This window comes from Corynebacterium callunae (assembly GCF_046592015.1).
Classification (GTDB): Bacteria; Actinomycetota; Actinomycetes; order Mycobacteriales; family Mycobacteriaceae; genus Corynebacterium; species Corynebacterium callunae_A.
In genome coordinates this window covers 1-8,539 of the sequence record NZ_JAWVOB010000018.1, presented here as the reverse complement: position 1 = coordinate 8,539, position 8,539 = coordinate 1, and the positions used below count along the sequence as shown (strand labels likewise).

At 48.7% G+C, this 8,539-nt stretch carries 7 protein-coding genes and 1 pseudogene; 6 read left to right on the top strand and 2 right to left on the bottom strand.

Annotated features, from left to right (window positions below):
* The 5 genes and pseudogenes from SFC07_RS13125 to SFC07_RS13105 all read left to right on the top strand — a co-directional run.
* Positions 1-2,064: type I restriction endonuclease subunit R, EcoR124 family (locus tag SFC07_RS13125; protein WP_411208765.1), on the top strand; the 2,064-nt coding region annotated here is incomplete at its 5' end.
* A gap of 298 nt (positions 2,065-2,362) precedes the next feature.
* Positions 2,363-3,076, top strand: a pseudogene (locus tag SFC07_RS13120) (IS6 family transposase).
* A 508-nt stretch (positions 3,077-3,584) separates the two neighbouring features.
* A complete protein-coding gene (locus SFC07_RS13115; protein WP_411208764.1) occupies positions 3,585-4,181 on the top strand; it encodes a recombinase family protein in 597 nt (198 codons plus the stop codon).
* 97 nt (positions 4,182-4,278) lie between these two features.
* The gene (locus SFC07_RS13110) at positions 4,279-4,650 is read left to right on the top strand and encodes a type II toxin-antitoxin system RelE/ParE family toxin (protein WP_411208763.1); all 372 of its coding nucleotides are present in this window, start codon (positions 4,279-4,281) and stop codon (positions 4,648-4,650) included.
* The gene (locus SFC07_RS13105) at positions 4,640-4,963 is read left to right on the top strand and encodes a helix-turn-helix domain-containing protein (protein ID WP_411208762.1); all 324 of its coding nucleotides are present in this window, start codon (positions 4,640-4,642) and stop codon (positions 4,961-4,963) included. Before SFC07_RS13110 ends, SFC07_RS13105 begins: the two co-directional genes overlap by 11 nt.
* 535 nt (positions 4,964-5,498) lie before the next feature.
* On the opposite strand, the gene SFC07_RS13100 is transcribed toward SFC07_RS13105, so the two are convergent.
* The gene (locus tag SFC07_RS13100; protein WP_411208761.1) at positions 5,499-6,131 is read right to left on the bottom strand and encodes a response regulator transcription factor; all 633 of its coding nucleotides are present in this window, start codon (positions 6,129-6,131) and stop codon (positions 5,499-5,501) included.
* Between the two features lie 102 nt (positions 6,132-6,233).
* Positions 6,234-7,379, bottom strand: coding sequence for a sensor histidine kinase (locus tag SFC07_RS13095; protein WP_411208760.1), 1,146 nt, complete (start codon positions 7,377-7,379; stop codon positions 6,234-6,236).
* Positions 7,380-7,877: 498 nt separating this feature from the next.
* Between SFC07_RS13095 and SFC07_RS13090 the strand changes: the two genes are divergently transcribed.
* Positions 7,878-8,273, top strand: coding sequence for a hypothetical protein (locus SFC07_RS13090; protein WP_411208758.1), 396 nt, complete (start codon positions 7,878-7,880; stop codon positions 8,271-8,273).
* The last annotated feature ends 266 nt before the right edge of the window (positions 8,274-8,539 follow it).

Genomic DNA, 8,539 nt, shown 5'->3' with positions numbered 1-8,539 from the left:
GCGAAGGTCATCTTTGTTGTTGACCGCCAGGACTTGGACTATCAGACCATGAAGGAGTACGACAAATTCGCTAAAGGTGCTGCTAACGGCAATAATTCAGCGAAAGTCTTGCGTGGTCAGCTCCTTGATGATGAGTGTCAGATTATCGTCACCACGATTCAAAAGCTCAACTACCTCACTGGTGATAAAGAAGCTCTTGATGTCTATGACAAGCACGTAGTCTTTATCTTTGATGAGTGTCATCGCAGCCAGTTCGGCTCGATGCACAAGCGCATTGCTAAGCGCTTTTCCAAGGCAGCGATGTTCGGCTTTACCGGCACGCCTATCTTCCACATAGTTGAAGATGAGCATAAGCGACACAACGTACTTACAGTCCCAGAAACTACTGAGCAGGTCTTTGGCCCTAGGCTTCACACCTACACCATTATGGACGCGATCCGCGATGACAATGTCTTGCGGTTTAATATCCAGACCTACGACACCATGGCTGCGAATGTCTTGGAGGATGTAGAAGCCACAGGTATTGACCGTGAGAAGGCGCTGTTAGCCCCGGATCGTATTGCAAGCGTGGTTGACTACATCCTTGATAACTTTGCCCGGCATACATCGCGTTCTTCGACGTACTCGCTGACCGTGCAGGACTATGATCCAGTAGCGTTTAAGAAGGGGGTGGATACTCAACGTACTGTCACAACGGTCAGTGGTTTTAATGCCATGATGGCAACAAGTTCTATTTCTGCCGCGGAGGCCTATTACACGGCCTTTAGGGAGCAAATGGCTACTAGGCCACCCAAAGAGCGTTTGAAGGTAGCTACCATTTTCTCGGCGGCTTCTGGAGAGAAGGAGGTCTTTGATGATGAAGGCTTTCTCGATGGCGAAGACTTTAGCGCTGATGCTCTTGGTGTGGATGACAAGGCGTTTTTGGCGGCAGCAGTCGAGGACTATAATGCGCTCTTCGACACGAATTTCTCGGTCAGTGATAACCAGAGCTTCCAGAATTACTATCGCGACTTGTCCCAACGGATGAAGAACCGCGAGCTTGATCTTGTCATCGTGGTCAACATGTTCTTAACGGGTTTTGATGCCCCGACACTCAACACACTGTATGTGGATAAGAATCTGCGCCGCCATGGCCTTATACAGGCGTTTTCGCGCACGAATAGGATTCTTGGCTCGAAGAAGGCAGCGGGCAATATTGTCTGCTACCGCAATCTTGACGATGAGATTGAGGAGGCTATTGCACGCTTTGGTGATGCTGAGGCGTATAACGTCGTTGTCCTTAAGTCTTATGACTACTACCGCGATCTCTTTGTGGATGCGGTAGATAATCTGCGAGAGATTGCAGCGCCAGGAGAAGTCCCTGATAGCGAGAAGGTACAACGTGACTTCGTCAAGCGGTTCAGTACCATTCTGCAGCTGATTAACACACTCGATATGTTCGCTGAGTTTGATGCTGATGACACGCTGTCTCGTCGTGATTTCCAGGATTATCAGTCGGTCTACCTCCATCTTCATGACACGATGACGAACCCCAGCGAAGGTGAGGTTATCGACATTGTTGAGGACTTGACCTTCGAGATTGCACTGGTGGGCAAATACGCCGTGGATGTGGACTACATCCTTGAGCTGGTCATGCAGCTTAAGGATGCGCGCGACAACTTGAAGAAGGAAGACCGCGAGCGAGTGCAGCGTGAAGCGGATTCTTCGCCTAGCCTGCGCATGAAGTCTGACCTCATTGATGCCTTCTTGAGCCAACTACAGGACGATAGCACCCCACAGGACTTCTATGAGATGGCCAGCAAGAAGTTCGTCAGTGAACTAGATGCTATGGTTAAGAGCTTTAATCTCAAGCGTGATGAGACGTACCACTTTGTCACCCAAGGTATCGCCGACGGGCGATTAAGTGCGGCTGGCATGGGTGCTGCACGTATTATGCCAGCACAACGACGTTTTGGGCGGGCAATAACGACGCCAGTGCCCCGCGATGAGGTAGTTGCACAGCTCAATCACCTGCTAGAGCGCTTTGCCGATATCATCGGCTCGAATGTGTTGGTGAATCAATAAAAGACCGCCTGAGCATCACGGGGGATCTATGCTCAGGCGGTCTTTCTTCTCCAGAGGCCACCGGGGCCTATCGGGGGTGCAGGCCTCACAAAGTGGCAGGAGCAGTATTACGCGGAACATAAGCCTTAGTAACCGCTAGAAAACCCCGCTCACAGGCATTTCTGCAAGCGGGGCATTTCGCCCTGCATGTATAAGCGGGAAAATTTTCCCAGTGTCCCTGCTGAGTTGAGTTAGCAGTCTCCGGGGTGCTGTTGCAAAGTTGGGGCAGTAGGAAGACCTGCGTGAAATAATCAGAGCCATAGGTATCTTCTCCGGTCGTCATTTCCCCCGTGACATCATTCTCTGGGCAGTGCGCAGGTCACTGCCGCTACGGGGTGAGCTACCGCGACCTGGAGGAAATGATGACTTCAGCGGGGCGTGCCAGTCGATCACACCACGATCTACCGCTGGGTCCAGAAATACGCCCCTGAGCTGGACAAGCACACTCGGTGGTACCGGCAGGTATCCGATTGGCAGGCCAGTTCCTGGCGGGTGGATGAGACCTACATCCGGGTCGGCGGCAGGTGGTGTTACCTCTATCGCGCTATTACCGCTGGTGGAAACACCCTGGATTTTTATCTCTCGCCGAAGCGGAATGTGGCTACAGCCAAGCGTTTCCTGGCCAAGACCCTGCGGTCGAACACAACAGCCGGCTTTCCCCGGGTGATCAACACCGACAAGGCACCCTCCCTAGCCAAAGCAATCGCCGAGCTCAAGGCAGAAGGTATCTGTCCACCGACAGTGGAACACCGGCAGGTGAAATATCTGAACAACGTTGTGGAAGGTGACCACGGACGGCTGAAACGAATCCTGGGGCCGAAGGGGGGCGTTCAAGAGCCGAACCTCGGCATACCGAACATTGAAGGGGATGGAGGCGATGCACTCATTGCGGAAAGGGCAAGGCACGATGTTTGCCTACGGGCAACCGAACCCGGACGCGGTGATCGTCAGTCGGGTCTTCGAGGCTGCCTGAGAACGCTGGCACGCAGCGAGCCTGAGAGGATGAAGACTGGGTCGTCACGGCTCTCCACCCAACTTTGCAACAGCACCGGAATTCCTATGCCGTGAACGGACACGGCGGGAACGTTGAGTTGCGCAACGTTGATCCGACGAGCTTCCGGTTCTCTCTGCTGCGGGTGTTTGACCCTGCGACGCCTACTCATCAGATCGATGTGGCGGAGAGTCATTTTAAATACGCTCTTGATACACGCAAGCATGGCTTGAACCGGAACTGATTCCAGGAAGCGCTTATTGCGGCTCATGGTTTCAGTTGGTGGTCTTTTTAGAAGGTGTCTGCGTTCCCGGTATCATCTTTGATTGTATGTGTTTCTAAAACGAACGTTTCTGCTACAGAAAACACGCTTTTCGAAATTCTCCTATATATAAAGGTGGCCATACCCTAATTTTGTAGCATAACCCAGTGTCGTATTCTATGTATCGATTCCTTCCGTTATCAATGAGTTCTGATACATTTTCTAGTTATGGGACATGAATTCGGCTACGCCCGAGTATCCACCGATGAGCAGGACGCCCGACTCCAACACGACGCCCTGACACAAGCGGGGTGCTACCGGATCTTCACCGACACCGCCTCCGGATCCTTGGAGTCTCGGCCTGAATTGGATAAGTTGCTTGATCACTTGCGTCCCGGTGATACCTTGGTGGTGTGGCGCCTTGACCGGTTGGGTCGATCGATCCGGCATCTGATCGATCAGCTCGCCAGTTTGCAAGAGCGTGGGGTGGAGTTTCGATCCCTGCAGGAAAACATTGACACGTCATCTTGTGGCGGCCGACTAGTTTTTCATATCTTCGCCTCGTTGGCCGAGTTTGAACACGACCTGATCCGGGAGCGGACTAATGCCGGCCTCGAGGCCGCCCGGGCCCGCGGCCGCACCGGCGGCCGGCCACTCTCCTTGTCCGGAGATAAGTTGCGCACCGCGCGGAAACTCTATGAGCAAAAGGACATGACCGTCGCCCAGATCGGAGAAGTCTTAGGTGTCAGTCGCACCACCGTCTACCGGGCGCTACGTAGAGAGACTGGGGTGTCACCGTCTCGACGGGGTAAATCTCTTAACTAAGAATTAAGAAGGGTGATAACTGCACGACTCCATACTTTTATCACCTTGGGGGTCTAGACTTCTCGACAATCTATATCGAAACAGATATATTAGAGATATGTCAGTCCCAGGGGAGATCCCCCTTCTTCCCGCCTCCGAGGCCGTAGTCCGCGAACTGCGGAATCTGCCGAAAGCTATCCAGCAAGAAATTGGATACCAGCTTCAACTGGTTCAATGGGGAAAAGAGCCCACGAGCTGGAAACCGATGCCTGATGTGGGGCCAGGATGTCGTGAGGTAAGAGTAACCACCTCAGATGGGATTGCCCGCAGTATCTATGTCTACCTGGGAAAAGATCCTAAATATGTGGTCTGTCTTTGCGCTTTCGTGAAGAAAACTCAAAAGACCCCAAAGAACATTATCGACACGGCTAAGAAGAGATTGAAGTCAATCAAAGAAGAAATCGACAAGGAGCAACAAGATGAGCATTAAAGATCGTGCTGGAAATGTATGGGATCTACTTGCTGACACCCCCAGCGAAGCGGAAAACCTTCGTCTCCGGGCACAACTGATGTCGCGCATTAACGACCGCGTGGAGGAGTTTGGTTGGTCGCAGAGAACTACTGCCAGCAACCTCGAGCTCACCCAGCCCCGGGTTTCCGATCTGGTTAATGGCAAGATTAGTAAGTTTTCGCTGGATGCACTGGTAAATATCGGAATCAAGGTAGGTGTCCATCTTAGGGTGGACAGTGAGGACGCCCAGGAAATTAATCGGGCACCACAGCAGGGCGCTGCGCTCCTTTAATCAGTAGCGATTATTTCACACGGGTCTTCCTATTGCCCCAACTTTGCAACAGCACCGGCGATAGAAATCCGGGCTACGGAACTCAAAAGCATTCAACCATGACCCATCCGGCACCCTCAACGATGCCAGTAGACGGTTCTTCCTCACGACGAGTCACCAAGTGCTCTACTAGGCGAACGATCTGCATAAGGGCTACTCCGGCACCCTCAACCGCAGTCGATAAATCTTCCTGGCCGACACTTTCGTCACCTGGTGGAGTCGTAAAACGATCAAGGATACTTATGACTCCACTCGTCCAGACACCACAGACACCCGCAGGAAAATTATCGAATATTAGATCTATTAAATAGCCTTCAGCTAATCGTCAGGAGCAACACTAGCAAATAAATCTTCACTGATTTCACCTAAGCACAGCCTTTATTACATAGCTGTGAATAATGCACTGTGGGATCGCTGACGTCTCAGGGAAGTGAAATTTAATGTGTCGTTCCGGGGAATCCCACGCGTGGTTACTGGAAAGATACTTTCCGCCCACTCAACGGGTAGCTATAATCAACTTAACGCGACTAGACACGTCGAAAATCTGCATAAGACAAGACATAGTTTTTTTCACTGAAATTTCAGAAACCCCCAGTGCATCAGCAATTTCCCGATTACTTTTACCCTGGTGCAGCAATGTAAGAACTGACCTCTCCCGATCGTTAAGTTCTGCTGCCAATATATTTATTGGAAGAATTAGATATTTCCGCAAACTTGATGCCATCACGGGAGAAATTACCGTCCCACCAGCAGCGACGGAAATAATCGCATGAAAAATTTCTGCACGTGGAGCACTTTTTAACAAAAACCCATAAGCACCCGCATGCAGCATTTTTAGCATCGCTTGATCGTTGTTGAATGAAGTAACCGCAATCACTTTGGCGTTCAGACCTCTCGCCGAAACTTCTTGCGTCAGCTCAACCCCATCCATAATTGGCATTCGTACATCACACAGCACTACATCCACATTATTTGATTCCAGGAATTCTAGTGCCTGTAATCCATCTCCTAAAAGTTTAACAACTTTTATGCGTTTACTTTTCAATACTGCAGAAGCCAACGAATCACGGAAAAACGCCTCATCATCGACCACAACTACCTTAATCGTGGCCTGTTGCTGCTCAATCACAAATATTATTTACACACGACAAACTGGAAAATCAGGAAAACTTTCGCATAGCCAATTCTGAGTAGTAATCAATGGCATCAGATCAAATAAAGCGAACAACTTTCAAACATCCTTCATAACAGATTTCACTGGCAGGGTTACAGTAACGTGCCATATTGATGATACGGAAGAAGTCGATATAATTCCGCCTACCTCACGCATCTTCCTCTTCATATTCTTCAGTCCCATTCCAGAACCAGCACTTCTTCGAGACAAAGAATTTGATGTTCTACATTCATTAACGACATGAATAAATAGATTTTCATTATCCCCAGTTGCAGTAATAACTACCTTCGATCGTCGCAGAGCATGTTTAACAATATTAGCTGTGACCTCATTAAAAGCTAAAGAAAATGCGGTTTCTATTGCAGTATCTACTCGTATAGTTGGGGAAATTTTGTCACACTCAACATCAAAACCTGCACTTTCAAGAAGATAAACTGATGAAATGATCGTTTCATTAATCGATGCAGTATTCCATCCATCGATAGTCGCAGTAGCAGAAAAATCAGCCTCCACAAGCTGCTGCATCAATTCATGAAGATCTTTGATCGCGGTGCGTCCCGTCTCTGCAATCATGCGCGAAGATCGCTGGGCTACTGGATCTACGGAAATCTCCTCGATATCTTCAGCTTGAACCGTAATCATCGTCAACGATCTCGCCAAGCTATCGTGGAGGTACTGTGATAATCCAACTTGAAGTGCTTGCTTAACACGTTCTTGAGCTTCATCTCGATGCCTAACCTGTGCGACTATCTGCATCCGCAAATAACCGCTTCCTGCGGCAATGCCAAGCAGGCAAAACTCAAAAATAATACTTGAAATGTTAAGCACAATCGGCCCAGGATGTAGGACTACTCCATAGGCAATAACTATCCATTGCATCGCAATAATCGCAGCAATCATACATCTGCCTGAAGCGATAGCGTAGTGAATAGATAGACATACTATCAATCCCGATAGCAGGAGATGATTACCAAAACCTGCCAATATCAATATTGCAACAAAAGGTAGAGGAAATACTGCAAAATTGCCCCTGGCAGGTAGCAATGGGATCGTGAATGCAATTAACAGTTCAATTACAACTGCCGAAAAGGTGGCAGTAGGCGATAGTAGGGACACCGCAATAATTACGACAGCCAACAACATTTCCGCACGTGCATGGCCAGCTACCCGTAACAGCAGTTGACCTACCGATTGTCGATCCACTGTTCCTCGCCATCCCACTCCCGCTTCTGCCCAAATGCAATCTTAATACTTACTCAGTGAAATTTCTAAGTCTCATAGCTGATTGCATATTTTCCCTGCTCGACCACAGAAATTATACTTTTAGCACCCCTAAGTATTGGGTAACACCCGATTAATTTCTCCTATTTTTGCACTATATATTCTTAAACTCGATATCCTGAGTTCACTGATTTATCGCTTCTACAATCAGTATTTTCTTACACTTTCCCACCCAGGATAAACAACACTTCTTCAGAACGCCTTACCTCGTAAAATCAAAATACCGAAAAGGTAGGAATCCCTATGGAAACCTTAAAAAGAAAACACGCTCAAGGAATCATCACAGCGATGATAACCGTGCTTTGAATCATTGGAGTCCAACACACAGCGCCGCTTCCAGCCTCTGCTGCAAATGGAAACAGTGAAGTCTCTACCAATAGCGATGCTGATACTAGTGTCTCAAATCTTGATATCAAGACAGTGAATTCAAACACGAGCGAAATAACTACCACCGACGGGGTATTCAGAATGAATCCCGACGGTTCCGTTTCAGTAGTCACAGACACTGGCATGAATCTATACACACTGGAAAAGAACGGCCAGTCCCAGTTCGGTGCAAGTAAAAGCTACGAGTACGAAATAGAAAATAACACCGTATTTATGACGTGGACAGATACCCTGAATGATATTGGGCCACCTGCCATGACAACTTTCGTTAGCATGCAAGATATCTCATGTTGGCTTGCTATTGCAGGCATGGCCCTAGCAACAGGAGCAGTCATTGTAGCCACAGCCGGTACTGCAGCCGCTTTCGGGTTCGCAGGTGCCAGTTACGTTATTTCGGCTGGAGGAGTAGTTTTTGGGTGCTATGAGTAAAGAAAAATACATAAACGAAGAATCCAAATCAGGAGAAACAAATACCTACAGTCGAGGTCTATTCAAATTTGGAATATTCCTTACAATAACAGGAGCATTACTTCTAGCTCTGCGACTCCTTCTAGGCGAACACTCCGTGCTGGGAATAGTATCCAATCTTCTCATTATCGTATCTGGCGCATATATTGCTTGGAAACCGTTTCTGAACTATCGAAAGTAGAACTCTCTCAACACAAGCACTGAAACAAAACCCTCCATCATAAGAG

Bases quoted from the DNA above. Each gene is read 5' to 3' on its own strand.
- SFC07_RS13115 (WP_411208764.1), top strand. From the start codon at position 3,585: ATGGGACATGAATTCGGCTACGCCCGAGTATCCACCGATGAGCAGGAC.
- SFC07_RS13110 (WP_411208763.1), top strand. From the start codon at position 4,279: ATGTCAGTCCCAGGGGAGATCCCCCTTCTTCCCGCCTCCGAGGCCGTA.
- SFC07_RS13105 (WP_411208762.1), top strand. From the start codon at position 4,640: ATGAGCATTAAAGATCGTGCTGGAAATGTATGGGATCTACTTGCTGAC.